The sequence below is a fragment of the Acidovorax sp. GW101-11A03 genome, from assembly GCF_059424825.1.
The window spans coordinates 13,148-36,752 of sequence record NZ_JBWKZU010000031.1; the positions used below are offsets into that span (position 1 = coordinate 13,148).

General features: G+C 61.9%; 20 protein-coding genes. All 20 read left to right on the forward strand.

From position 1 onward, the window contains the following. Nucleotides 1-29 precede the first annotated feature (29 nt). The 20 genes from AC07Z7_RS14190 (at nucleotide 30) to AC07Z7_RS14285 (ending at nucleotide 23,599) form a co-directional block, all read left to right on the forward strand. Nucleotides 30-1,007 carry a substrate-binding domain-containing protein gene (locus AC07Z7_RS14190; protein ID WP_121506725.1) on the forward strand — a complete coding sequence of 326 codons (978 nt, stop codon included), beginning with the start codon at nucleotides 30-32 and terminating at the stop codon, nucleotides 1,005-1,007. Between the two features lie 113 nt (nucleotides 1,008-1,120). Beyond that, a complete protein-coding gene (locus tag AC07Z7_RS14195; RefSeq protein WP_494766621.1) occupies nucleotides 1,121-2,131 on the forward strand; it encodes a sugar phosphate isomerase/epimerase family protein in 1,011 nt (336 codons plus the stop codon). 56 nt (nucleotides 2,132-2,187) lie between these two features. After that, nucleotides 2,188-3,351, forward strand: coding sequence for a Gfo/Idh/MocA family protein (locus tag AC07Z7_RS14200; RefSeq protein ID WP_494766622.1), 1,164 nt, complete (start codon nucleotides 2,188-2,190; stop codon nucleotides 3,349-3,351). A gap of 624 nt (nucleotides 3,352-3,975) precedes the next feature. Next, complete coding sequence (locus AC07Z7_RS14205; protein WP_094290827.1) at nucleotides 3,976-4,833, forward strand: type II secretion system protein; 858 nt, start codon at nucleotides 3,976-3,978, stop codon at nucleotides 4,831-4,833. A 22-nt stretch (nucleotides 4,834-4,855) separates the two neighbouring features. After that, nucleotides 4,856-5,689, forward strand: a complete 834-nt coding sequence (locus AC07Z7_RS14210) for a type II secretion system protein (RefSeq protein ID WP_094290828.1) — start codon at nucleotides 4,856-4,858, stop codon at nucleotides 5,687-5,689. 63 nt (nucleotides 5,690-5,752) lie between these two features. Beyond that, nucleotides 5,753-6,679: a type II secretion system protein gene (locus AC07Z7_RS14215; protein WP_094290829.1), complete on the forward strand. Its 927-nt coding sequence runs from the start codon at nucleotides 5,753-5,755 to the stop codon at nucleotides 6,677-6,679. Next, entirely contained in the window at nucleotides 6,680-7,183 is a 504-nt protein-coding gene (locus AC07Z7_RS14220) for a hypothetical protein (RefSeq protein WP_094290830.1), read from the forward strand. Further along, nucleotides 7,180-8,493 carry a hypothetical protein gene (locus tag AC07Z7_RS14225; protein WP_094290831.1) on the forward strand — a complete coding sequence of 438 codons (1,314 nt, stop codon included), beginning with the start codon at nucleotides 7,180-7,182 and terminating at the stop codon, nucleotides 8,491-8,493. Before AC07Z7_RS14220 ends, AC07Z7_RS14225 begins: the two co-directional genes overlap by 4 nt. Continuing rightward, the gene (locus AC07Z7_RS14230; protein WP_094290832.1) at nucleotides 8,490-9,077 is read left to right on the forward strand and encodes a hypothetical protein; all 588 of its coding nucleotides are present in this window, start codon (nucleotides 8,490-8,492) and stop codon (nucleotides 9,075-9,077) included. Before AC07Z7_RS14225 ends, AC07Z7_RS14230 begins: the two co-directional genes overlap by 4 nt. 132 nt (nucleotides 9,078-9,209) lie before the next feature. Further along, nucleotides 9,210-11,009 (forward strand): pilus (MSHA type) biogenesis protein MshL, encoded by a 1,800-nt coding sequence (mshL, locus tag AC07Z7_RS14235; protein WP_094290833.1) that lies wholly within the window; start codon nucleotides 9,210-9,212, stop codon nucleotides 11,007-11,009. Next, nucleotides 11,006-11,956, forward strand: coding sequence for a tetratricopeptide repeat protein (locus AC07Z7_RS14240; protein WP_494766623.1), 951 nt, complete (start codon nucleotides 11,006-11,008; stop codon nucleotides 11,954-11,956). The genes mshL and AC07Z7_RS14240 overlap by 4 nt, the downstream gene beginning before the upstream one ends. Next, nucleotides 11,953-13,458 carry an ExeA family protein gene (locus AC07Z7_RS14245; protein WP_494766624.1) on the forward strand — a complete coding sequence of 502 codons (1,506 nt, stop codon included), beginning with the start codon at nucleotides 11,953-11,955 and terminating at the stop codon, nucleotides 13,456-13,458. Before AC07Z7_RS14240 ends, AC07Z7_RS14245 begins: the two co-directional genes overlap by 4 nt. Continuing rightward, a complete protein-coding gene (locus AC07Z7_RS14250) occupies nucleotides 13,442-15,187 on the forward strand; it encodes a GspE/PulE family protein (RefSeq protein ID WP_494766625.1) in 1,746 nt (581 codons plus the stop codon). Before AC07Z7_RS14245 ends, AC07Z7_RS14250 begins: the two co-directional genes overlap by 17 nt. Before the next feature lie 22 nt (nucleotides 15,188-15,209). Continuing rightward, nucleotides 15,210-16,481, forward strand: coding sequence for a type II secretion system F family protein (locus tag AC07Z7_RS14255; protein WP_494766626.1), 1,272 nt, complete (start codon nucleotides 15,210-15,212; stop codon nucleotides 16,479-16,481). A gap of 77 nt (nucleotides 16,482-16,558) precedes the next feature. After that, complete coding sequence (locus AC07Z7_RS14260) at nucleotides 16,559-17,146, forward strand: hypothetical protein (protein ID WP_494766627.1); 588 nt, start codon at nucleotides 16,559-16,561, stop codon at nucleotides 17,144-17,146. Next, the gene (locus tag AC07Z7_RS14265) at nucleotides 17,143-17,925 is read left to right on the forward strand and encodes a prepilin-type N-terminal cleavage/methylation domain-containing protein (protein ID WP_494766628.1); all 783 of its coding nucleotides are present in this window, start codon (nucleotides 17,143-17,145) and stop codon (nucleotides 17,923-17,925) included. The genes AC07Z7_RS14260 and AC07Z7_RS14265 overlap by 4 nt, the downstream gene beginning before the upstream one ends. Nucleotides 17,926-17,953: 28 nt before the next feature. Next, a complete protein-coding gene (locus AC07Z7_RS14270) occupies nucleotides 17,954-20,290 on the forward strand; it encodes a hypothetical protein (protein WP_494766629.1) in 2,337 nt (778 codons plus the stop codon). Continuing rightward, complete coding sequence (locus AC07Z7_RS14275) at nucleotides 20,287-21,522, forward strand: type II secretion system protein (RefSeq protein WP_494766630.1); 1,236 nt, start codon at nucleotides 20,287-20,289, stop codon at nucleotides 21,520-21,522. Before AC07Z7_RS14270 ends, AC07Z7_RS14275 begins: the two co-directional genes overlap by 4 nt. After that, nucleotides 21,519-22,823: a type II secretion system protein gene (locus tag AC07Z7_RS14280; protein ID WP_494766631.1), complete on the forward strand. Its 1,305-nt coding sequence runs from the start codon at nucleotides 21,519-21,521 to the stop codon at nucleotides 22,821-22,823. The genes AC07Z7_RS14275 and AC07Z7_RS14280 overlap by 4 nt, the downstream gene beginning before the upstream one ends. Before the next feature lie 26 nt (nucleotides 22,824-22,849). Then, nucleotides 22,850-23,599, forward strand: coding sequence for a type II secretion system protein (locus AC07Z7_RS14285; protein WP_094290843.1), 750 nt, complete (start codon nucleotides 22,850-22,852; stop codon nucleotides 23,597-23,599). Nucleotides 23,600-23,605 lie beyond the last annotated feature (6 nt).

The window sequence follows — 23,605 nt, forward strand, 5'->3', positions numbered from 1 at the left end:
CCATATTCCAAAGCAACAGGAGACAACGCATGAACAGCCAACTTTCTTTCACCCGCCGCCTGGCCCTCTCGGCCGTGGGCGCCGCCGCCTTCGCATTGGCCGCCCCTGCCATGGCGCAGGCCAACAAGACGGTGGTGGGTGTGGCCATTCCGTCGGCCACGCACGGCTTTACCGGCGGCATCGTGTACTGGGCCAACCAGGCCAAGAAGGATCTGGAAAAGGCCCACCCTGGCCTGCAGGTCATCGTGAAGACCGCAGGTGGCGCGCCCGAGCAGGCCAACCAGCTGCAAGACCTGGTGACGGTGAACAAGATCAATGCACTGGTGATCTTCCCGTTCGAATCCGCCGCGCTGACCAAGCCCGTGGCCCAGGTCAAGGCCAAGGGCGTGTACGTGACGGTGGTGGACCGGGGCCTGACCGACACCAGCGCGCAGGACGCATATGTGGCGGGTGACAACACGGCCTTCGGCAAGATTCCGGCCGAGTACATCGCCAAGGCGCTGGGCGGCAAAGGCAACGTGGTAGCCATGCGCGGCATTGCGACCACGCTGGACAACGAGCGCATGGACGCGTTCAACAGCGTGCTGAAGAACCACCCCGGCATCAAGCTGCTGGACGCCAAGTACGCCAACTGGAACCGCGACGACGCCTTCAAGGTGATGCAGGACTACCTGACCCGCTTCCCGCAGATCGACGCCGTGTGGGCTGCCGACGACGACATGGCCGTGGGCGTGCTCAAGGCCATCGAGCAGGCCAAGCGCAAGGACATCAAGCTGGTGTTCGGCGGCGCGGGTGCCAAGGGCATGATCAAGACGCTGATGGACGGCAGCAACCCGCTGATCCAGGCCAACGTGTCGTACAGCCCCAAGTTCATCTACGACTCGATCAAGCTCACGGCCGAGGCGCGGATCAAGGGCGAGAAGCTGCCCGCCAACACCATCATTCCGTCGGTGCTGATCACGAAGGAAACGGCGAAGGATTTCTACTTCCCCGATTCGCCGTTCTGATGGTGTTTTGAATCAAATAGGCCTGTAGCGCTTATTCATCAAGCGCAAGCAGCTATTGAAAAGATAGCTGCTTGCCGCTTGTACATCCGCAACCACACGCCCTTGGAGCCGCCATGCCAAGACCCGTCACCCTTTTCACCGGCCAATGGGCCGACCTGCCGCTGGCAGAACTCGCGCCGCTGGCACGCAGCATGGGCTACGACGGCCTGGAGCTGGCCTGTTGGGGTGACCATTTCAACGTGCAAGAGGCGCTGTCGTCGCCCCAGTACGTGAAGGACAAACACGCATTGCTGGCCCAGCACGGCCTGCAGTGTTTTGCCATCGGCAACCACCTGGTGGGCCAGGCCGTGTGCGATCTGATCGACGAGCGCCACCAGTCCATCCTGCCGCCGCATGTGTGGGGCGATGGCGAACCCGAGGGCGTGCGCCAGCGTGCGGCGGCCGAGCTGGCCGACACGGCGCGCGCGGCCGCAGCGTTCGGCGTGAAGACGGTCACAGGTTTTACGGGCTCATCGGTGTGGCATTCGATCTATGCCTTTCCGCCCACCACGCAGGCATATTGGGACAAGGGCTTTGCCGATTTTGCGAAGCGCTTTGGCCCCATCCTCGATGTGTTCGAGCAGTACGATGTCAACTTTGCGCTCGAAGTGCACCCCACCGAGATCGCGTTCGACATTGCCTCGGCCGAGCGCGCCATTGCAGCGGTTAGCGGGCACAAACGCTTCGGTTTCAACTTCGACCCCAGCCACCTGGCCTACCAGGGCGTGGATTACATCAAGTTCATCCGCCAGTTTGCCGACCGCATCTACAACGCCCACATGAAGGACGTGTGGTGGGGCAAGGGCGATGGCACCGTGGGCGTGTTTGGCGGGCACACCAGCTTTGGCGATGCGCGGCGAAACTGGGACTTTCGCAGCGTGGGGCGCGGGATGATCGATTTCGAATCCATCATCGTCGCGCTCAACGACATCGGCTACCAAGGCCCGCTCTCGGTGGAGTGGGAGGACAGCCGCATGGACCGCGTGCACGGCGCCACCGAGAGCGCGGCGTTCTGCAAGCGGCTGGATTTCAAGCCCGCCGCCGGTGCATTCGACGCCGTGTTTGCGCGCGACAAGCAGGCTTAGCCGCACCCCTGCATAAAACCGATAACAACAACACACAGCGAGCAAAGGCGTTTCGTATGTCCAGTCCTAGAAAGCTCCGCTACGCCATGGTGGGCGGCGGCCACGGCGCGTTTATCGGCGCTGTGCACCGCAAAGCCATGGCGCTCGATGGCCAGTTCGAGCTGGTGGCCGGCGCGCTGTCTTCATCGCCCGAGCGGGCGCGCGCATCCGGCGCCGAACTGGGCCTGGCGGACGACCGCAACCACGGCAGCTGGCAGGACCTGCTGGCCGACGAGCTGCGCCGCCCGGCGCATGAGCGCATCGACCTGGTAAGCATCGTCACCCCCAACCATGTGCACCACCCGGTGGCGCTGGCGTTTGTGCAGGCGGGCTTCCATGTGGTGTGCGACAAGCCGCTGGTGCACACCCGCGCGCAGGCCGACGAGCTGGTGGCCGCCGTGAAGAAGGCGGGCACCGTGTTCGGCGTGACCTACAACTACACCGGCTACCCCATGGTGCGCGAGGCGCGCCACCTGGTGCACAGCGGTGCGCTGGGCCTGCTCCGCAAGATCACCGTCGAATACAACCAGGGCTGGCTGGCCACCGCCGTGGAAGAGGGCGGCGCCAACAAGCAGGCCGACTGGCGGCTGGACCCGGCGCGCAGCGGCAGCGCAGGCACGCTGGGCGACATCGGATCACACGCCGAAAACCTGGCCGCCACCGTCACCGGACAGCACCCCGCCTGGGTGTGCGCCGACCTCACCACCTTTGGCGCCGGGCGCAGGCTGGACGACGACGCCCAGCTGCTGCTGCGCTACGACAGCGGCGCGCGCGGCTTCATCGTGGCATCGCAAGTGGCAGCCGGGCTGGAGAACGACCTGCGCCTGCAGGTGTCCGGCACGCTGGGCACCATCACCTGGCGGCAGGAAGAACCCAACCAGCTCATCCACTCCCCCGTGGACAGCCCGCGCCGCATCCTCACGCGCGGCTCACCGTGGCTCAGCCCGGCGGCGCTGCGCGCGGGGCGCATTCCTGCGGGCCACCCCGAGGCCTTCATCGAAGCCTTCGCCAACGTCTACCTGGGCGTGGCCGCCGACATCCGCGCACGGCAGGCAGGCACGGCGCCCGACCCGCTGCACGCCGACTACCCGCGTGTGGAAGACGGTGCGCGCGGCGTGCGCTTCATCGAGCGGGTGTTGGCGTCTGCGGCCAGCGCGCAGAAGTGGACGGCGGTGGGGTGAGCACCTGCACCAGCACACCACATCCCGTCTCTCCAAGTCTTCGCATGCTGTGAGTTCTTCTGAGCCGTTGGCTTTGGGCATGCGTCGCCGTGTCTCCGGCAAAAAAGGGTAGGGCGTGCACTCTTAGCCTGTTCCGGGCGCGCCGTTTTCACACGGCTTCCATCCAAGTTCGAACGCTTGCGCGCGCTATCCAGTCGCGCATGTTTGTCGCAGCTTTGCGCCTAGGTTTTCAACGCCAAAACCTGGTGCTGACAGCCCCTTGAAAACCCTTGTCTTTTCAATAGTTAAAAACTACCAATCATTGAATTTGATTGTTTGTTTTTGTTGCTGTTGTGTCACTAATACATACGCACTATGGCATCGAGAGCCTGCATGCGCGATGCTTGCGCACCTTCTTTTGAAGATAGAAAGTTAGTCAGGTTGGGTGTTAACTTATTGATTTGAATAAGAAAAATCAATGATTTCTTGCTTTGGATGGCTCCCGTTTTTCGGTGCTTTTCTGGGCAGACGGGTACGGTTGATGAGGGCTGAACAGTCCGTTTGCTGAGGCCAGTTTTGATTTGTTAACTTTCGTTACGTTTAGTAATCTTCGCGCTCACTCTTCTTTCAACGCTTGAGGAAATCATGCGATCACTTCTCTCCGTTCTGCCTGCTCGGCGCATGCACTGTTCTCCCGGTAACCGAGCGACGCAGGGTGGTTTTACCCTTGTGGAATTGGCTGTTGTGCTGGCGGTCATCGGCCTGATCATTGGTGCGGTTGCCATTGGCAAGGATGTTCAGCGCAACGCCGAATACACCAAGATCAAGAACAAGTTCATCGACCAATGGGAGCAGGCATACAACCAGTACTACCAGCGCACGGGTGTGGTGGTGGGGGACAGCCAGACGGCTCCCCGCATCATGGTGAACGGCACCGCTTATGTAGCAGCGGCGGGTTCTCCCACTTCGGGTGGCGACATGGCTGCACTGGTCGCGGCCGGCTCTGAGCCGGTCCCTGTTTGCTCGCGCAATCCTGAAGCGGGGACGATGCGCTCCGACTCTCCTTTCACCGCCAATGCGAATGACCTTCGTGCCTACATGACACGCGCAGGTATTCGCATGCCTCCCGGTCGTGCCGAGGGACAGGAAGACCTGTATGTCTATACCGACACCAATGGCTCTCCACAGGAAATCCAGGTGTGCTTTCAGTGGAACCGACCCTCGACACCAGAGGGTTCAGGCAATGTCATGGTCATCTCTGGCCTGACTCCAGACCTGGCTCGCATGCTGGATCAGATGGTCGATGGCAAGCCTGATGCGCAAGAAGGCCGCTTCCGCCTGCGGAATATTCCCAATGGCACACCGAATGGACCTGGTGTGGAGTGGTCTGCCAACAACTCCTTCGGCCGGGGTGCGGGAGCGCCCACAGCCACCGGCGCGGGCACCACGCGTGACGAAGAGCAGGTCATCACCCTGACCGCCATCTACAAGATGAACCAGTAATCAGGGCGAGGAATAAAACATCATGAACCAAGTATTCAAGAACCTGGCCCGCCGTTCGCGCGCTACGCGTCAGCAGGGTTTCACACTGGTCGAACTGGCGGTTGTGCTGGCGGTGATCGGCCTCATCATCGGTGCGGTCGCCATTGGCAAGGATGTGCAGCGCAACGCCGAGTACACCAAGATCAAGAACAAGTTCATTGACCAATGGGAGCAGGCCTACAACCAGCACTATCAGCGCACTGGTGTGGTGCTGGGAGATAGCCAGACCGCGCCTCAAAACATGGTCAATGGCGAACGCTTTCTGGCCGCAGGTACGCGCTCTGGTCGCGACATGACCGGTGTCACGCCTCCCAACGCCATTTGCCGCGCTGCGGCAGGGCAGGGAATGACCCGAGGATTCACTGCTGGTACGGACCCTGATCTGCGTGCCTTGATGACGCGTGCAGGTATTCGCATGCCACCCGGCCGTGCGGAGGGTTTGGAAGACCGCTATGTCTACCTGGACACCAATGGCAACCCGCAAGAAGTCCAGGTGTGCTTTCAGTGGAATGTGCCATTGGGCAACGGTTCTGCTGCGAATGCGGTCGGCGACGGCATGGGCAATGTGATGGTCATCACCGGCCTGACGCCCGACCTGGCACGCGCACTGGACCAGATGATCGACGGCAAGCCCGACGAGCGTGAAGGCCGCTTCCGTCGCCAGGGCGTGCTGAACAACGCAGGCGGCACCAATCCCAATGCGCCGGGGCAGGAGTGGCAGGCCTCCAACCGTGACCAGATCGGCACTACCAATGACCGTGCTTTTGACGAAGACCAGATCGCCATTGTCACGGCTATCTATCGCATGAATCAGTGATGTGGCGCGAGCCCTTTATCTGCTGACTCTTTAAACAACTTGTTCCCATCGTCGGAGGTTTCAATGAAAAAGATGCACTCGTTTCGCCGGTTGGGCCGCAAGGTCCAGCAAGGTTTCACGCTGGTTGAGCTGGCCATTGTGCTGGCCGTGATTGGACTAATCATCGGTGCCGTGGCCATCGCCAAGGATGTTCAGCGCAACGCCGAATACCAGAAGGCCGTCAACAAGTTTGCCTACCAGTGGAAGATGGCCTATGACCAGTACTACCAGCGGACCGGTGTGGTAGTGGGTGATTGCCAGCAAGCCCCGACCTACATGGTGGATGGCACCGAAACTTCGATTAACGGAGGGAATGCCTGCACCCGCGTGGGCTCCATGAACGTACCAGGCATTCCCGCCAGCTTCACTGACCGTGGCCGCAAGATCTGCTCTGGCCAGGGCTATGCAGCGAACACGGTCGGCGCTGGCGATGCCACGCTGGCTACCGTAAACCTGCGCGAACTGATGACACGTGCCGGCGTCCGCATGCCTCCTGGCCGTGGCGAAGGTCATGAAGACCGCTTCCTCTACATCGACTCCAATGGCAATCCCGCCGAGCTTCAAGTGTGCTTCCAGTTCAACGATGCCGGCGTTGCAAGCGGCGCAGGGAACGTCATGGTGATTCGTGGCCTGACACCTGACTTGGCACGCTTCATGGACCAGGTGATTGACGGAAAACCGGACTCCCGCGAAGGCCGGTTCCGTATTCAAGGTCGTCCGCAGCAGACTGCAGCCAACCAAGCCAATGCGCCCGGCAATCAATGGGAAGCCAACAACACTCAGGGCGTTGCCATCAATGTGGGCAGCGGTAACAGCACCCAGATGAACAACAGCGATGCGCGTGCGGCTGTGGACAACACCTCGGGCAGCGGTGCGGGTACAGCAACCGGCCGCACCTTCGACGAAGACCAGGTCATCTTGCTGACCGCCCACTGGATCATGGAGCAGTAATTGAACGGCACCCGTACGCTCAAGTTGGCCTGCCTGGCACTGGCCACTGCCCTGCTCGGCGGTGGAGCCTGGCTGGCGCAACGCGGTCTCAAGCAACTTGCTTGGGAGCGGCAGCAATTCGCGCAGTTGCAACAGGGGCTCGAAAGCGCCCGCAGTCTTGTGCCTGAAGTGCAGCGGCGCGAGCAACTGGTGCGTTCTATCAAAGACGTTTCGCAACAGGTGGAGCGCATGGGCTTTGACCCGTCCCAGTGGGGCGAGCGCAGGCTGCGCCGTGCCGTAGCCCCGGCGACGCGGGTCGAGGCGGCTCAGTTCCTGGGCGAACTGGGCCGTGGCGGAGCAGGGCAGATTTTTGTGGCGGATGTGTTCGAGATCGGCACGGTGTCGCCGGAGGCCAGTCTGTTTCAACCTCCGCTGCCTGGCGACCATGGGCTTTTGCTGGGCGTCACGGGCACGCTGCACTTCCAGACGGCGTCTGTTTCTCCATCGCCGAAGGTGACTCCATGAGTGCAGAACATGTGTATCGCATAGCCAGTTCCGGCTGGCTGCACTGCCACGGGCATCAGGTCGAAGAGGTTCCTGCATGGCCGCGCTTGACCCACAGTGCCCTGGTGGTGCTCGACATGGATGACGTCTACACCGACGTCTGGCGTTTCGAGGGCAAGACCGAGTACGCCGCTGCGCTGGTTGAAAAGCGTGTGCGCACGCAGGGTCTCGTCGAAGGCGCCGCACACGTGGTGGTGCACCGGCTGGTCAAGTTGCCGGGCGGCTTTCAGGTGTTCTTTTCGGCGATTTCGCTGGACTTGTGGCAGCGTTGCACGCAGTGGGCCAAGGAGCAGGACGACCATTGTCTGGTCATGATGGCTGGTGGCCTGCTGTGTGACGGCGTGGCTTCCGGCGGTGCGCGCATCGTGCTGACGCAACGGCGGCTGATGTGCTTCGTGCAATCGGAAGAGGGCATGGTCTTTGGCTCTACCCAGGCATTGGGGTCTGGGCCATCTGCCATGGCGAGTGCTGCCCAGGTACTGACGAGTAATCACAGTGCTTTGTTGACGCGGCTGGGCGCTGAGGCTGTGGAGTGGGGCACGCTGTGGTCCACGCAGCCCGTCGATGTGGACACCTGCCTTGCTGCGGTACGCAGCGTGGCAGGTGGCGCACCAGTGGTCATGCATGCGCAGGAGATGACGCTGGCTTCCGAGCGGGTGCATACCGTCATGCCCGCACTGGCACGCCAGGCGGCAGGCCGCCATGCGATGAATCCAGGTCTGGAGCGGGTGGCATGGCGTGCCGAGCGCTGGGTGGCTCCGATCACCGTGGTAACGGCGCTCGTCGGCATCGTTCTGGCCATCGTGGGCGTGCTGGTCGGGCAACTGGCGGATCAGCAGCGCAATGCGGGCATGAACCAGCGCGCCGAGCTGGAGACGCTGCAAAGCCGAATCCAGGCGGTGTCATCGGTGGAGGCTCCGCAGAAGCTGTTGCCGGTGGCAGAGTTCTCTCGCACGCTCGATGAGGGCGCGCGCCATGATCCAGTGGCGTTCATGGCCGTGTTGAAAGCTGCGTCCAACAAGGACATTCGGATTCAGCGGGTGCGTCTGGAAACCACGAACTCTTTGGGCAGCGCGCAACCCAGCAAAAAGGCATTCCGTGTAGACGGCGTGGTTGCACCTGGTGCCTCGGCTTCCGTGACGCGCTGGGTTTCGCAGATGGCTGCGGCCGGCTGGACGCTCCGGGCGGTGGACCCCACCTTCACGCTGCCAGGTTCTTTCTCGTATGAGCTGGTGGCCAATGCAGCAGCACCAGGAAATGTGAAACCATGAAATACGCGGCTTTACTTCTCAATGGGCTTGCCATTCTTTTGCTCGGCTGGGGGCTGTATGGCGTGTTTCAGCTAACTCAGGCGCGTACCCCTTCGATGCGTCTCATGACCGTGGAGCTGGCGCCCTTGCCAGCCGCTTTGCGCACGGATCAGGAGCGAGTTACTGAGGCCTTTGGCGCCATGTCTCGCATCCAGGCGCAGACGACGACGGCTGGTACCGATCCGCAGCGTCTGATCGCGCTGCCGGTGCCTGGCAGCGATGTCGTGGGCAGCGTGCAAATGCCGCGCCGTTCCCTGTCATTGCATCTGGACGATCTGGCATCGGAGCGGCAGTCGGTGGTGATTGACGGCCAGCTGGCTCGTCAGGGCGCACGGCTGGAGGGCGGCGGACGTGTGGTGCAGGTGCGCCCCAGCGAGGCGGTGGTCACAGAGCGGCTGGGTCGCCAGACCCTGACGCTGCCCCAGGGCGATTTGCGGGTGGGCACGTTGCGCTGGCCCGACGGATCGCTGGCAAGCATCAATACCCAGGAGTTCCGCTCGGGCCTGCCGGGCGGGCAACCCGGCCCCATCAAGAGCTTGCCATGACCACGAAAGCCCGATGGCAGCAGACCGGCAGCGTCGCGCATGGTTCGACGAGTGCATTGCGTTGTGGGCTCCCGTTGGCTTCTCCTCATGACCATTTCAAGAAATCACGCTAGTAGCGCCAAGGACAGCGACATGAACAATCCTCCGTTTTTCAAGCCATTGGCGCTGGTATGTGCCGCCGTAGTCCTGGCTGGTTGCGCCAGCCCTTCGCCCCGCAGCGCTGCCAGCCTCCCGCCGCCAGACACCAGCGCGGCGGACCAGATGCGTGAGCACGCTGCGCAAGAGGCGCAGCGCTTGCTGGTACATCAGCAGATGCTGCTGGCAGAGATCAACAAGACGGCCGCGGCACCAGTCATTGCGCCAATGGCGCCGGTGTTCGATCCCCTGGAAGGCAAGCTGATCAACGTGGCCATGTCCCGCGCCAGCATCAGCCAGATACTGAGTGCATTCGCCGACGCGGGAAACCTGAACCTGATCGTTGATCCGAATGTGCTCAAGGGCGGCCAGCTTGCCGATATGCACTTGCGCCAGGTGACATTGCGTGAAGGCTTCAATGAAGTGCTGCGCACCTACGACGTGGCCGGCGAGTTCCGTGGCAATACGTTGCGTGTCAACCTGACCGAGGAAAAGTTCTTTTCACTGAACTTTCTCAACACCAAGACCAGCATTCAGATGGGTTCTGGCGGCAATGTTTTCGGCAGCACCAATTCGGGTGGTGGAGGCGGAAGCGGCAGTGGAAGCAGCGGTGGTGGCGGATCGGGTGCCCAGCAGGGCAGTCTGACCATGTCGGGCTCTGGCGGTGGCAGCACGGACCCGTACCAGGAAATCGAGACAGCGCTGAAGTCGGTACTGGGCGACGCCAACCAAGACCGTCTGGCCCAGCAGCAAATGCAGCAGCAGAACCTGACCATGACGACGCCGGGTTCTTCCTCGTCGGCTTGGATTGGAGGCGGGGCCAACCCCGCACGTCCGGCCCAGTTGCCGCAGGCCCCTTTGGCCACCATGAACGAGGACAGTGGCTTCACGCTGAACAAGATGACGGGCACGCTGTATGTGAAGGCCAGGCCTTCCAAGATGCGCGCTGTCGAAAAAATGCTGGCCCAGGTGCACAAGGTGCTGGGAAAGCAAGTGTATGTCGAGGCGCAGCTGATCGATGTACAGCTGTCTGACAACTTCGAGTTCGGAGTGGACTGGACATCCTTGCGCAGCCGTCTGGCCGCCGGCTTTGGTTCGTCGCCCATGCAGCTGGGCGGTAGCTCGGGCACGCTGCCGAATGCCGCCACTGGTTACCCTTCGCGGGCCATTTCCATTCCCGCAGCGCTCATCGGTAGCGTGGCCGGGCCTGCACTGGGGGTGTCTTATCAAGGCAGCAACTACGGGATCGTGATCAACGCGCTGCGCTCGTTTGGCAATCTCAAGGTGTTGTCCAACCCCAACGTACAGGTGCGCAATGGCACCCCTGCGTTGCTGTCAGTGGGCACCAGTTCGCGTTATGTATCCCAGTCTGCATCCACACAGACAGTACCTGGCGGTGGAGCTTCCACCACCTCGTCCAGCGTACAGACCGACACGGTGTTCTCCGGCGTCATGGTGGGCGTGCTGCCCATGGTGCGTGACGATGGCCGCATCGAGCTGCTCCTGAATCCCATGCAGAGCGATGTGGACCCGGCCAGCCTGCAACTTGTAGCTGTAGGGGGCGACAACCTGGTCTCCCTGCCCAAGGTGAGCTACAAGGGGCTGACAACGACCTTGAACGTGGGTGATGGCGACGTGGTGGTGGTCGGGGGGTTGATCGACCAGCGCAGTTCCAACAATGATCGCGGCGCACCTGGTATCTCCGACGTGCCGCTGCTGGGCAAGTTGCTCGGTAATGAAAACAAGGTGCACGGAAGCCGTGAGCTGGTGATCGTCTTGCGGGTGCGTGTGCTATGAGTCTCATCCACGACGCGCTGAAATCCATGGATGCGCCTCAAGACTCCAAGCCTGCCATGGCAAGGGCTTCCAAAGCGACGGTGCGTGGCCGTCCTGCATGGCTGGATGCGATGCTGGCTTTCGTCGTCGTACTGGGGGCCGGGATTCTGGGTTGGTTTGTCTGGCAAACCCAGATGAAACCCAAAGCGCTGCCGCCGCCAATGGCGGCTGCGCCGAGTCCGGCCCTGGCTCCTGCTCCAGCCCTGGTGACGGTAGCTTCGCAAGTCGCCGAAGCGGCTGCGCCTGCAGCGGCGTCGCAAGAGCCGGTGACGGCAGCCCCCGCTGAGCCTGTTGCGTCCCCGACACCTGCAATGGCTGCGGTTCCTGCGGCTGCGCCAGCACAGTCACAGACTCCCGCTCAGGCGGTTGCCATGGAGCCAGCTGCGCCCAAGACGGTCCTAGCAGCCAGCCAACGCAGTGATGTCGCTACGCCCGCAGCGGTTCCCGTGACCCGTACCAGCCCGACGCGGCAGGCGCGTGGTACCAACCGCCCCAACACCGCCGCTGCGCCCGTTGTGGCGACGGCCCCCGTATTGGATGACACACCGGTGGAGCTACGCTTTGCCCGCTTCGTCGCTGCCATGAAAGAGTCGCGGACGGCCGATGCGGAACGTGAGCTGGCTGGGCTCAAGGAGCGGCTTCCAGCAGGATCTCTGGGACTGCTACGCGCGCAAGCCTGGTTTGACCTGCGCGCTGGCCGCGATGCTGCTGCGGCAGGCGGTTATCGCACCATCCTTGAGCGCCTGCCTGGCGATGAAGAGGCTGCCATCAACCTGGCCAGCATCCAGTCGCGCCAGCAAAAGACGGAAGAAGCCCGTGCAACCCTTGATGCGGCGTCACGACTGCAACCGGATTCGGCTGCGTTGCGGGCTGCATTGGCCCAGTTCACCCCTGCTGCACGGCAATGACGGCCAATTCCATCTACGCCACGCTGGGGTTGTCTCGTAATCCGTTTCCGCCTACACCGGATGCGGGTTCGTACTTCTTCACGCCGCGGCTGGAGGAGGATTTTGCGGAGATCGTGCACTGCATCGAGGCGCGCAAGGGCTTTGTTCTTTTGACCGGTGAAGTAGGGCTGGGCAAGAGCACTTTGGTGCGGCGCCTGCTGGACACCCTCAGCGGCAAGAACTGCCATTCAGCGCTGATCCTGAATACCTTTTTGCAGGATAGCGCTCTGTTGTCCGCCATACAGGCGGACTTCGGTTTGCCGCCATCGGACTCCGTGGAGCAGGGACTGGCGCGACTTACCGAATTCCTGATCGCGGGGCACCAGGCAGGCGAGATCAGCTTGCTGGTGATCGATGATGCGCAGAACCTCAGTGTGGAATCGCTGGAACTGGTGCGCTTGTTGTGCAATCTGGAAACCGGCCAGGAAAAGCTTTTGCAAATTCTGCTGGTCGGACAGCCCGAGCTGGAGGAGACCCTGGCGACGCCGGAGTTGCGTCAGCTCAAGAGTCGCATCATCAAACACGCTCGCCTGTCGGGTCTGCAAAAGGATGAAGTCACTCGTTACTTCGACTTTCGCGTGAACGCTGCGGGCGCAGAAGGGCGCCTCTCCATCGAACCTGCCGCAGCGGACGCTTTGCACCGGGCCACGCAGGGCAACCTGCGGCGCATTCATCTGGTGCTGGACCGCTGTCTCTATGGTTTGGCGAGTACCAGGACATCTGTAGTGACGGATTCCCTGGTTCAGCGTGCGGTGGCCGATCTGCCTGCACTGGGGGATGAAGCCGCAGCGATTGCCAAGGTGACTGGCGGCTCTCGCGGTCGCAAGGTCTGGGTGCTTGCTGGCTTGCTGGCTGGCACCACAGCAACCGTCGCGTTGGCCAGCTGGGGGTTGGCGACCCAACCTAGTGAGCATGTGTCGCCAGCGGCCGCAGTGGTGGCAGCCCCGGCTCCTGAGGTAGTTCGGCCGACAGTGTCAGGCGATGCGTCGGCGGTTCTGCCCAATGGCAGCTCTGCGGCCGCCGTGGTGGCTGCTGCACCGGTACCCAAACCGCAGCCTGCGGCTGGGGTATCCGGGCGTGAGGCGTGCGAAACCCAGCTCAAGGCGGCGGCTAATGCTGACGAGGTTGTGCACGTTTACCGCCTGCCCGATGGCATGGTGGACAGCCTGAAACCATCGACGCGCATGTGCCGCTTCAACGTGGACAAGGAGTCCTGGGTCGCATGGCTGGGGCGCCACAACACGCGCAACATCGAGGCCGCTGAGCAGGTCACGCGCAAGGTGCAGGGCAAGCTCAAGAGCATGGGCCTACTGGACAAGCGTGAGCCGGACGACGGTTTTTTTGGTTCGAAGACTGGAGAGGCGTTCGCCCGCTTTCAACTGCAGCAAGGTCTGCCGCCGACTGGCAAGCCTGACGAACTGACCTTCTTACTTCTGGAGCATCAGGATGCATCCCCCCGCTGAATCATTGCTAGAGGCCTCGGGCCAGTTGCAGCCCGCAGGCCCTACGGCCGAGGATCGCCTGGCGGTGCTGCGTGACAAGAGTCCTTCCCTGGGCGCTGCGTTGGTCAATGCTGGCCTTGTGTCTGCAGTCGCCATCGACTACGTGCTGCAAAAGCAGAAGATCGAGAAGGTGCCCATGGGCAACCTTCTGGTGGAGCTGGGTTTCGCAAGTGCCAATGAGGTTGCACGCCAGCTTGCTGGTCAGCGCGGCCTGCGCTTTGTCAACGCCGACGAAATGCCGGAGCCCGATACGGCGGTAGCCGGCATCTTCAACCGATCGCTGTGCCTGACATATGGCTTCCTGCCTGTGCGGGAAAACGACGAAGGTCTGATCGAGGTGGTGCTGGGCGACGCACAGCCGGACACAGTGACCGAGCTTGTGCAGCGCAAGCTTGGCAAGGGTTGCCATTTCTTCCAGGGAGAGTTCGACAGCGTTGCCCAGGCCATCCAGCAGCACTATTACTTTGCCGAGCACCCGCCTGCACGACTGATCGAAAGCGAGGTCCGCAAGCTCGAAGCCGACGTGGATCGTGCCTACAGCCCCGCTCGCTTGCTGGAGCACATGCTTCACCTGGCTGTGCGCGAACGCGCGACCGATATTCACTTGGCGCCCACGGCGCGCAGCCGTTCGGTGTTGCTGCGGGTGGACGGCGTTTTGCGCCCTGTGTTTGCGCTCTCGCCGGCCTTGGATCGCCTGGTGGTCTACGTCAAGCTGCAGGCTGACATGGATGCCAGCGAACAGCGCTTGCCCCAGGACGGGAGCTTCACAGCACAGGTGATGGAGCACAACTTCACCATCCGTGTCTCCACCTTGATCTCGGAATTTGGCGAGCGCATGGTGCTGCGCTTGCTGCCCGAGCGCAGCAACCTCGACAAGTTGGCGGACCTCGGGTTCCTGGAGGAGGACGTGGCCGTCATGGCCAAGGCGTTCTCGCGCCCGCACGGCCTCATCTTGATCACGGGCCCCACTGGCTCAGGCAAGAGCACGACGCTGCACGCCGCCCTGCGCATGCAGCCCTTGATCGAGCGCAATGTGCTGACGGTGGAGGACCCGGTGGAATACCGCGTCCCTGTCGCCTGTCAGACCGAAGTGAACCGCCGTGCGGGCTATGAGTTCGCCAATGCCATGCGGCATTTTCTTCGGCATGACCCCGACATCATCCTGGTGGGTGAGATCCGGGACTCCGAGACGGCGCGTGCAGCGTTGGACGCTTCCTCTACAGGTCACTTGGTGTTGTCTACCTTGCACGTGGGCAGCATTTTCGGGGTAATGCCTCGCCTCAAGCTCTTGGGTGTGGACACCGAAACGATCGCCGAAAACCTGGTAGCGGTGATCAACCAGCGCCTCGTGCGCCGCATCTGCCCGCATTGCGCCAAGCCACGTCTTGCGACTGACGATGAGCGCCGCTGGCTGGGGCAGGGCGCTACGGGCGAAATGCTGCAGGTGTTCCATGGTGCCGGCTGCCATCACTGCCGCGACACGGGGTATCTGGGCCGCCTCCCGGTGTACGAAATGCTGGTGGTCAACCGTGATCTGGCAGACGCCATCGCGTCGGACGCCACGCGCGCCGAGATGCGGCAGCGCGCGCTGGCTGCGGGAATGCGACCCATCTTGACCTTGGCGCGGCACCGCGTGTTGGCAGGTGAGACCACGATGGAGGAAATCCTCCGCACCGTGGGCGAGGACTGAGCCGCTTTGGCGGAAGCATTGCATGGCCAATCTCAACACTTATTACTACCGCGTACTGCTGCCCCACGGTGGGGTGCGCTCGGGTCTGTTGCGCCTGGCAGTCAAGCGCGACTTGTCTGCCCGCATGCGGTTGGAGGCAGACACTGACGGCACGGTGATCAGCCTCTGGCGTTTTCCGGCATGGCTGGCAGTGGTGGCCGATGCGCTTTTGCACCTGTTCCGAAAGCAGGTGCGCGGCGAGGACCTTGCTGGCTTCCTTCGCGACCTGGGTCTCATGATGCGCGCGGGTGTTCCCGCCCTCGATGCGCTGACCACCCTGGTGGAAGAAAGCCACAGTGTGGGCAATCCGGCCATGGCATCTGTCGCTCGCAATATGCTGGACGACCTGAACGCGGGTGTGGGCATGACCGAAGCTTTCAATCGGCACCCCAACGTGTTCCCCGAGACCGTGCGCAACCTGATCTCCATCGGGGACCAGACAGGTACTCTGGACCGCATGCTGGGCGAAGCCGCCGAGCACGTGGAGCGCATGATCAATATCCGGCGTGACATCAAGACTGCGCTGATCTATCCGGCGTTCGTGTTCGCCTCCATCATTGGCGTCGCCATCTTCTGGATTTACTACGTCGTGCCCAACATGGCGCGCCTGTTCAAGCAGTTGCAGGCGAAACTGCCGCCCATCACCGAGGGTCTGGTGGCCTTTGCGAACTTGCTGTCTACCCACCTGCCCTGGGTGTTGCTGGTCACTGTCATCGTGGTGTCTATCGGCGTCATTGCCTTCAGGCGGTCCGAGCGATTCCAGCTGGCCACCTATACCCTGATGCACCGGTTGCCGATTGCTCGCACGTTGCTGGTGTCTTCTGGCATGGCGCATATCACCGAGCACCTTTCCATCCTGGTGCGTGCGGGGGTGGATATGGTGTCCAGCCTGCGCGTTCTGGGGCGGGCCACCAAGAACCGCTACTACCGCACCCGACTGATCCACGTGGCGGAATCGGTTTCGCGTGGGGAGTCTGTGTCTTCATCCATGCGGCGTGTGGGCGGCTTCCCCGCCATGGCAGTTCGCATGATTTCAGTGGGGGAAGAGTCTGGCAGCCTGGATCAACAACTCTCTCACCTGGCGGCGGACTATCGCAAGCGTCTGGAGGTGTTGGTGAAGTCGCTGGCGGAAATTCTCAAGCCTCTGATCATTCTGGTGGCGGGTGGCCTGTTTCTTTTCCTGATCGTTGCATTGCTGCTGCCGGTGTACGACCTGGTGCGCCAGTCGGTAACGCAGAGCATGGGAGGCGGCTAGTCATGTGTCTGGGTTGCCCGACAGTTTTCTTTTTTTTGAAAGCCCGCCAGCAGTTGTGCGGGGCTGGGTGCTGAAGCATGCGCAAGCCTTTATTGATAGGTGGCGGCCTGGGGCTGCTGGTGTTGGCTCTGCTGGCGGGCAGCTTTTGGCTGGCTGGTAATAACGCCCAAACCACTTCCACAACACCTGCCAGGGCGAGCGTTGGTCAACGGGTTTCGCCGTTGCCATCGTCTTCTTCTCCGGCTGGGCAGACCCCTTCTGCGGCAGGGGGCGCCAGCGCAGCTTTCCGTTCGCCACAGGAGGTGCAGGAGCGGCGGCGCCGTCTGGCGGAGGTTCGTGCCGAGTTCAATGCCTTGCGCGCTCAAGGGGCCAATGCGTCGCCGGAGCGCATGCGCGCTGTGGTCAACGAACTGGAGGCGTTGGCACCCCCAGGGTTTGATCCGCGGTATTACCAGACCCTGCGCGACATGCTCGAGTCCAGTGCGCGCATCCAGGTCTTGAACAAGGAACTGCAAGCCATCAGCAAGAGCACGTCTCCCAAGGATGTGGAGCGTCAGAAAGTGCTGATGGACGAAATGCGTGCTCTTGGTGAGCGTGTCAGCGCGGAAGCCCGGAACCTGCAGACCTATGTGCCCAAGCCAGGGGCAGGGGCCAAGACGCCATGACGACTTACCGATCTCCGTCGCTCTACCTACGGTCGTGGGGGCCTGCGCAACGGGGGTTTTCGTTGTTGGAGGTGTCGGTGGTGCTCGTTGTCGCCGGCTTGATGTCATGGGCTGCTTTCAGTGGGTATGAGACGGTATCGGCGCAGCAGGAAATAGAACGTGGCCGTGCAGAGGCGCACCAGCTTCAGTCGGTTATCCGTGCATTTGCATTGCGACACGGCCGGCTGCCGTGTCCTGACGCAGCTGGCACTGGCTACGAGTCGCTGACTTCGGGCAACTGCGCATCGGGTACCCAGGTGGGCTGGTTTCCTTATACCTCTGCGGGGTTACCCATTCCATCTGACCGGCTGCGCGCACGCTATTCCGTGTTTCGTAGTGCGAATGTCGACGTGACACGGGATGCCGATCTGGCGGTGGCTCTCGAACGTTCCGGTGATGCGGAGGGGGCGGATACGTTCAGAGACGTGACGGATCTCATCGTTGCGCTCAATAGCGCCTCTCGAATGACTTTTGCTTCGTCAAGAACCAACATCACAGGCGATGGCGGTGCAAGCGGAAATATCGACTGCGCTACCAACGCCTTCATGGCGGTGGCGTACTGGGTTGTCGTCCCGCTGCAGGACCGCGACAACGATGACAGCCGTCTGGACCCACCTCACGCGCTGAACAGTGTGTGCGCGGCAAGCCCTTCCGCGCCACTGAGGCGCCTGTCCGATGACGTGGTGATGGCGGAGTCTCCCATTCAGCTGGCGGGCTGGCTGCGTTCCAGCTTGCCATAGCGGTATCAACAAAACACCAACAAGATCCATGCGTTCCTTCTTTTCCAGAGTCCCCGCATCCCGTCAGACAAGGTCTGGCGCGCGTGGCTTCGGGCTCTTGCAGGTGTTGCTGCTGATCGCGGTAATGTCGGGCCTTGCCACGATTGGCTATCTGCAATGGCGCGAGCGGGCACTCATCGAGTCTTCGCGCCAGGAGCGGCAGGTGCTCGCCCAAGCGGATCAGGCGCTCATCGCATTTGCCACGGTAAACCATCGGTTGCCGTGCCCGGACATCAACCGTGACGGAGAGGAGGATTGCGGAACACTGACCGATCAAAAAGGCTGGCTGCCGTCCGTCACGCTACGCCTTGCGGGCGCAGATCCAGGCGTGGATGTAGGTCAGCTGCGCTACATGGCACAACGAGGTGCGGGAGGCAACAACCTCACTACGCTGACAGACTCGTGGAGACCGCTGGCGTACGACGATACGGGCACGACGTTCTTCAACGTGCGTGGAGCGGGCTACCCCAGTGACATCCTCACATTGACGGACCTATGCCAACGCATTGATACGGCTCGTACTACCACGATATCTGCCGGTCTGGCCCGCGTGAATGCGTCCCCGGTGCGTTCTGTTGCCTATGCGTTGGCACACCCCGGCAGTAATGATGCGGACGGCGATGGCGACCTGTTCGATGGAGCGAACGCCAATGGCGCCGCGAATGCTAATTTGATGGAAGATCCTGCGCGGCGGCCATTGCTTGCTACCTACAACGATATCGTTCTGGAGCGCTCCTTCACCAGCTTGTTGGCAGCTTTTCAGTGCCAGCCTTTGATCGATTCCATCAACGCTGTCGCCTTGGGCGAGGACATCGTGAGTCAAGTGGCAGAAATGAAGGCAGACAATATCGAGGCTGCGCGGCGCGCCGTTGCCTTCTCGACGCTGGCCGCCATCATGACCAGTCTGGAGATTGCGCTGGCCGTGGCAGAAGGTATTTCGGATGCTGGCAATGCAGCTGTCGAATGGGTGACCTGCGCCGCATCGCTGGGGCTGGCTGTCAATGCGTGTGCAGCAGCGCCGCAGCACACGGTGGCCATTGGGCTTGCGGGGGGCGTGGTCTATGCCAATATTGCAGCCGTGGCCCTGAACGCCACGGCTGCAGGTATCGCGGGAACAGCCCTCACGCTGGCAGATAGCTCTGCAACGGCGGCAGACATTTGTCCTCCGCGTGATCAGAGTCTGATCAACCAGATGCTGGCGAGCGCCAAGACTGAACGCGACAACGCAGTGAATGCGCTTGCCGCTGTAGATGCTGAAATCGTTAATAAGACGAACGAGCGCAATACAGCCATCACTGTGCGCGACAACACAGTGGCATCCCTGCGAGCGTTGCTGCGGGGGAACGGCGCATCGTCGCAGATTGATGACCGTGTGGATCCGCTGCTCAATGCCGCACTGAGTTGGGGTAACTACTCTTACGCCTACGAGGCTGCGGTGGCCAATGTCAGCCGCGCCACCGAAGCGCGCGACACCTGGGCTGACAAAGTCGCTAGCTACGACGCCATGCTTGCGGACAGCGCGGGCTCTCTGGCGCGGCTCAACGCAGACATCGCTACGCTGGACGCGCAGATTGCCGCCACTAGCCCGAGCGACACTGAACGGCTGAATCTGTTGCGCGGCCAGCGCTCCGGCAAGGAAGCCGAAATTCGCATGCTGGAGAGCATTCCGCAGATACAGACCCTGACCAATGAAATTGCGGCGCTGGATGCGCAGATTGCTACCAATCCGCCGAACAAGGCGGAGTTGGAGAAGGAGCGCGCACGCAAGGCCCGTGAGTTGGATGCCAATCTGTTCCGAGCTGCTCGCGCTGACGCGGTCAATTCGCTGGCCTCTGCCCAGGCGACGCTCAACACCGCAATCGCTGACCGGGATGCTGCGTCATCCAGCTTTGGCCAGGCCCAGACGCAATACCAAACCACCTACGCCAATCTGACTGGCGCCGGCCGTTACGCTGTTTACGATGGCAACGGTAATGTGATTGCCTACCGGTGCACGAGCGGGTGCGCGCAAGGCGAAGTGAACATCACCAACGATCTCAACAGCTTGTTGTGGAATCTATTCGGTTTTCCTGGCACTACAGCCCCCAGCACAGATGCGACGTATCTGAAACCCTTGAAGCTACAGAAAGAACTGGACGCGTTGGCGAAGAAGCGGGAGGCCGCCGCAGAGCGGGCAACCAAGGCCCAAGCGCAAGTAACCCAGATGCAGGCCATGGTCGATAACCCTGCTGCTTGCACTACCACGGGGTCGGCTGTGGTCCCCATGACGCCCGCACAGGCCCAGACTATTTTGGAGAACGTGGATCGCAAGGGAGGCACCCGATGAGGCTCAAGCACCTCTCTGTTCGACGGCAGTCGGGATTCTCTTTGGTGGAGCTCGGTGTGGCGATGGCCATCGTCGGCATCATCGGCGTCATTGTCTGGCGTTGGGTAGCCTCCACCCGAGAACCGCTGGAGCGGCCCGCCATCGTGGGTCAGCTGGCAGAGGCGCAAGCTGCGCTGGAAGGCTTTGTGCTGGCGCAAAGCCGCTTGCCCTGCGCAGCATCCAACATAGGTGGCAATGAAAACTGCGCTGATGCCACGGCTGTCTTTCTGCCATGGCGCACTTTAGGCTTGAGCAGCCGTTTCGGCCAATTGCACTACGGTGTGAACCGAGGCGGCACGGGTTTGAATCTGGCCCCCGAGGCGGGTGCGCTCGCGCGATCGGTGTCACCTGACCTGAATCTCACACTGACCGGCATTCCCTCCTCCGATCCAGATTTGCCTGCCGACGCAGCGGTTGATGCAGCGCTGGCCAATGTGGCGGCCGCCATGACCGCCGCTGCGACCCAGCGCGCTGCGGATGCGAATGGCTTGGACTGGTGCCGTGTGCTTCGGCGGTTTGCCGCCAACCCTGCGGCGGCTGGCGTTCTGCAGGCGGGAAACGCCACCGACAGCATGCCTGTCGCGTTTGTGGTTGTGCACCCTGGTTTGAACAACATCTTTGAGGGAAGCAATGTCAGTGGGGGTGCGGGTGGGCGATTCTTTGATTTCCCAGGTCGCGCTCAATCGTCGAATTACGATGACATCGCTATCGGTGTCGGACCCTCAGATCTGGCGGGGCGCATTGGCTGCGCTGCTCGTCTGAGCGCCATGCAGGCCGCCGGCCAGGCGGCTTACACCGCTTACGACAATGCGCTTCTGACGCAGGAGTACTGGTCGCTGCGCGTGTTCGACATAGCGCAGGCCGAGTCCGCTGTCTCGGGCGCTGAGTCCGGCGTAGCCCTTGCTGCGGTGAACCTTGCGCTGGCCGTAGGCAGTGCGGCGCTGGCGGTTGCGTCTGCCTCCAACACAGAAGGAATCACGATCTTCGGCATTGCACTGGCGGCGGCCAATGCGGTGACGGCCGGTATTGAAGTTGGCTTTGCCGCTACCGACCTTGTTGAAGCAAAGCAGGCCCTCCAGGATTCCATCGACAAGGAGGCCGCTGTGCGCGCCTATGTGGTGCATTTGTACGAAACGCTGGCACAGGCAATGAACTACGCCGTGCTGCTTGACCGCAAGGGGCTCAATCCATGAAGCGCCATATGATGGGTTTCACCCTGGTGGAACTGTCGGTCGTTCTCCTCGCGCTGGGCTTGATCCTGCCAGGTGCGGTGATCTTCTGGCAATTGTCAGAGCGCCAACGTGTGACCACTGCCCAGATGGATGTACAGAAGCAGGCTCGTGATTCGCTGCTGGGTTTTCTGCATGCCAACTACCGCTTGCCTTGCCCCGCTGCCAACTCGCTCGGCGCAGAGGATTGCGCGAGCAACCGTCAGGTGGGATTTTTCCCGTGGCGCACGCTCAATCTTCCTCGGCCAGAAGCCGGAGCGCTACGGTACGGCGTTTCTCGCGCTCCTGACTCTGCCTCTGCATCTTTGGATGAGGATCTGGCGGTGCGGCTGGATCGCATGAATCCGCTGAGGGTGCGCACACCCGATCCCAAGCCACAGAATGCCGATGCCCCGAATCCGAACGCGCCTCCGATTCCCGTCACAGGTGCGGGACTTTTGGGCGCGACCTACTCCGGCGACGATGCAACGCCGCTGAATGCTGCATGCAACACGGCGAATGCGCCTCCATGTCCCCTGGGAGTTGAAAATGCCGTCAATCTCATAGACATCTGCTTGGCGTTGAACCGGGGCGGTGATGGCCTCGTGCCTGCTGCGGGACGACTGGCCACGCAGGTGGGAGCCAATCGGCGGGCAGCCGCGTTTGTAGTTGCTGCTCCCGGAATGCTCGACGCAGATGGCAATGGTGCGGCTTTTGATGGCGCGAACGCAACGGCGGACAACACGACCCCAACCTTTGAGGCGCCGGGCCGGGCCGTGACCGACATCTATGACGACATCGTGGTGGCAGCAAGCCACAACGAATTGTTTTCAGAGTTGAGCTGCGGCGCTTCGCTGTCTGCAGTTTCTCATGCCCATTTCAACGTCGCCACAGGCTCCCTTGTGATGGAGCGGGCGATGTATGACTACCGCGATCAGCTCTATATCGCTGTGGTGCTGGCACGGGCGGATGTGGCGGCTGCAGCCGCTGGCGTAGCGTCGGCGGTGGCGGGATCGCTAGACGCTGCGAAGGAGATGGTTTCCGCAGTGGCAGACACAACGATGTCCGTGGGCGCGCGAGCCTTCCAGATTGCCTTGGCTGCTGTCGGTATCGGGCTGGCGGTTGCCAGCGACGTGGCAGCGGCCTACGCAGTGATCGATGCCGCCTTGTCGTTAGCAGAGGCGGAGCAGGTTCACAGCGACTTCGCGGCCCGCACCACGGCCATGACCAACCTGTCGCGCACCCTTAACGAGAATGCGCTGCGCGCCGATGCGATCGGCCATTGAATCCCAAGCTTATCGAGTTACGCACCATGACCCCCATTTCTGCATTCACCGCTGGCGGCCGCCTGTCTCGCCGCCAGCGCGGCTTCTCACTGATCGAGTTGAGCGTGGTCCTGATCGTTATCGGGCTTGTGATCGGCGCTGTGGCTGTAGGTCGGGACCTGCAGCGGTCCGCTGCCAACCAGCGTTTGTCCACGGACTTCATCCAAGGGTGGCAACTCGCTTATGAGGCGTACTTCAACGGCGTGGGCCGCCCGCCTGGAGACAACCCGTCCAATCCGACGGGTCGCGTGAATGGCAATGCCACGCCGGCGGGCACGGAGTTGTGCGGTACGACAATGATCAATGAGTTTTTGGCAGCAGGAATTCGTGTGCCTACAGGGCGTACAGAGGGTCAACAAGACCGGTACGTGTACCTCGACAGCAATGGCAACCCCCAAGAGGCGCGTGTCTGCTTTCAGAGCGTTAATTGGTCTGAACCCGCCGATACCGTGAACAACTACGTGCTCCGTCCACGCAACGTGATGGTGATTCGTGGAGTGACCTTTTCCTTGGCGGGCTCGTTAGACCAGCAGATTGATGGCCGCACCGATGCGCGTTTTGGAAGCTTGCGCGAAGGGCCTCTGGCGAACGGCACAGTACCTGCTGCCGACACAACCAACAGTACGGGTATGAACTGGTCCATTGATGACCGTGTTGCATTCGGTGCTGCGGTGCCAACTTCGCTGGATGAGTCTCAGGTGGCCGTGACTACGGCCTATTTCAAGATGATGCGTTGAATGCCG